Source organism: Sphaerisporangium sp. NPDC049003 (assembly GCF_043197795.1).
Classification (GTDB): Bacteria; Actinomycetota; Actinomycetes; order Streptosporangiales; family Streptosporangiaceae; genus Sphaerisporangium.
In genome coordinates, this window is record NZ_JBICTU010000072.1 from 1 (window position 1) to 2,882 (window position 2,882).

Below are 2,882 nucleotides of genomic sequence, written 5' to 3' on the forward strand. Positions count from 1 at the left end.
CAGCCGCCGCGCCAGCGCGTTGGCCCGCGCGTTCAGCTCTGCCGCCGACAGCCGGACCTCACCGCAGACCACCGCCTCGGCATCCGGCGCCGCCGTCACCCGCGCCTCGAACAACCGGGCCAGGTCGCCTCCCGGGAGCGGGGCCGACGTGGCGTTCCACTTCTCCAGCAGGGTCTGCCGCTCCTCGGGAGCGAGCAGCTCCACCTCCCCGATCCGGACGTCCGGATCCGCCGTCACCGCCTCCAGCAGCCTCACCAGCCGCGCGGCGATCGACTCCGCCGTGTCGCGGTCGAACAGGTCGGTCGCGTACTGCAGCACCCCGTCGATCCCTGTGGGGGCGCCGGTGGAGAAGCTCTCGCTGAGGCCGAACAGCAGATCGCACTTCGCGCCGCTCAAGCCGTACAGCGAGTAGGCGGGATCGGGCGTCACCGTCAGGCCGGGCAGCTCGGTCTTGTCATCCGGGGTGTTCTCCAGAGCGAGCATCACCTGAAAGAGCGGGTTACGGCCGGGGAGCCTTACCGGATTGAGCGCCTCCACCAGGTGCTCGAACGGCACGTCCTGGTGCGAGTACGCCGCCAGACCCACATCCCTGACCCTGGCCAGCAGCTCGCGGAAGCTCGGGCCGCCCGAGGTGTCGGTGCGCAGCACCAGCGTGTTGACGAAGAAACCAACCAGGTCGTCCAGAGCCTCGTCGGTACGGCCGGCCACGGGCGAGCCGATCGGCACGTCGGTTCCCGCGCCCAGCCGGGTCAGCAGTGCGGCCAGCCCGGCCTGCAGGGCCATGAACAGTGTGGCCTGGTTGGCCCTGGCCAGGGTGAGCAGCCGCCCGTGCAGCTCGGGCGAGAACCGCAGGGGCACGGACTCGCCCCGATGCCCCGCCACCGGTGGCCGGGGTCTGTCGACGGGCAGCGCCAGCTCGTCGGGCAATCCCGCAAGGGCCTCCCGCCAGTAGCCGGTCTGCGTGCTCATGAGGCTGCCCGGATCCGCCGCGTCCCCGAGCAGGTCGCGCTGCCACTGGGTGTAGTCCGAGTAGCGCACGGGCAGTGGCTCCCACACGGGAGCCTCACCGCGCGTGCGGGCCGCGTAGGCCACGGCCAGGTCACGCCTGAGCGGAGCCATCGACCACCCGTCGGCGGCGATGTGGTGGAGCAGCAGGACCAGCACGTGCTCGTCGTGCTCGCCGGGGCCGTCGGGCCTCAGGGCGAACAGGCACGCCCGCACCGGCAGCTCGGCTGAGAGGTCGAAGGCGGACATCGCCGCCTTCTCCACCGCCGGACCGAGCTCCGCCTCGTCGATCTCCGTCGTCGGTAGCTCGGGCACGGCGTCCAGCACGCGCTGCCGCGGCTGGCCGTCCAGCGAGGGGAAGACCGTCCGCAGCGTCTCATGCCGCCGCACCACGTCCCCGAGAGCCGCTTTCAGCGCGGCCCTGTCCAGCCGCCCGGACAGCCGCAGGACCAGCGGGATGGTGTAGAGCCCGGCCGACTCCGCGAGCTGGTCGATGATCCAGATCCGGTGCTGGGCGAAGGAGAGCGACGGCTGTTCCGAATCCCCCGAGCGGATCAGCGGCGGCCTGGCCCTGCCGATGCCCTCGCCCCTCGCCCCCTCGATCCTGACCGCGAGCCCGGCGATGGTGGGCGCCTCGAAGATCGTCCTCACCTGCAGCTCGATGGAGAGCGCCGACCTGATCCCGGCCACCACCCGCATGGCCAGCAGCGAATGCCCGCCCATCGCGAAGAAGTCGTCGTCGATCCCGATCCCCGGCACGGCGAGCACCTGCGCGAACAGCCCGCAGAGGATCTCCTCGACCGGCGTGCGCGGCGCCGTGCCGGAGGCCACCGTCTCGGGCGCGGGCAGGGCGTGCCGGTCGACCTTGCCGTTGTGGTTGAGCGGGAGGGCGTCCAGGACGACGAAGGCGGAGGGAACCATGTAGGCGGGGAGCGTCTCCTCGGCGAAGCGCCGCACCTGGCCGGAGAGGTCGGTTTCCGGTGCTGAGGTGTCGCCGGGGACCAGGTAAGCGACCAGGCGCTTGTCCGCGGGGTGGTCCTGCCTGGCCAGGACCACGATCTGGGCTATGGCGGGGTGCCGGGCGAGGGTGGTCTCGATCTCGCCGAGCTCGATGCGGATGCCGCGGATCTTGACCTGCTGGTCGGCCCGCCCGACGTAGTCGAGGAGGCCGTCGGGGAGCCGGCGGACGAGGTCGCCCGTGCGGTACATGCGCGTTCCGGGTTCGCCGTAAGGGCAGGCGACGAAGCGCTCGGCGGTCAGGGCCGGGCGGCCGAGGTAGCCGCGGGCCAGGTGCTCTCCGGCGATGTAGAGCTCGCCGGGCACGCCGGTGGGCACAGGGCGGAGCCCGTCGTCCAGGACGTAGGCATGCGTGCCGTCGAGCGGCTGGCCGATCGGGACGATGTCGCCGGGCTCGGTCACGTGGTGGGCGGTGGCGTAGATCGTGGTCTCGGTGGGGCCGTAGCCGTTGTGGACGTTGCCGCCCGCCCTCAGGACGTGCTCCACCGTGACCGGGGACGCGGCCTCGCCCGCGATCCACAGCTCCGGTACGGCGGCCAGCACGGCGGGCGACTCCTCGGCCAGCACGTTGAACAGGCCGGTCGTCAGAAACACCCCGGTGACCCGCTCCTCCTCCAGCGCCCACTTCACCACCGACGCGTCCACCGCGCCGGGTGGGGCCACGACCACGGTCCCGCCGTTGAGCAGCGGCACCCACAACTCGTACATGGAGACGTCGAAGGAGGACGCCGTGTGGAACAGGACCCTTCGATGCTCGGGGCCGTGCCAGAGGCGGTCGGCGGCGAAGGCGGCGACATTGTGGTGGGTCACCGCGACGCCCTTGGGCACCCCCGTCGACCCCGAGGTGAACATCACATACG

Annotated in this window: 1 protein-coding gene; it reads right to left on the reverse strand. The window is 71.9% G+C overall.

Annotated features, from left to right (window positions below; all coding sequences use genetic code 11):
- A partial coding sequence (locus ACGFIV_RS36175) for a condensation domain-containing protein (RefSeq protein WP_392839585.1) occupies positions 1 to 2,882 on the reverse strand: 2,882 nt, incomplete at both ends.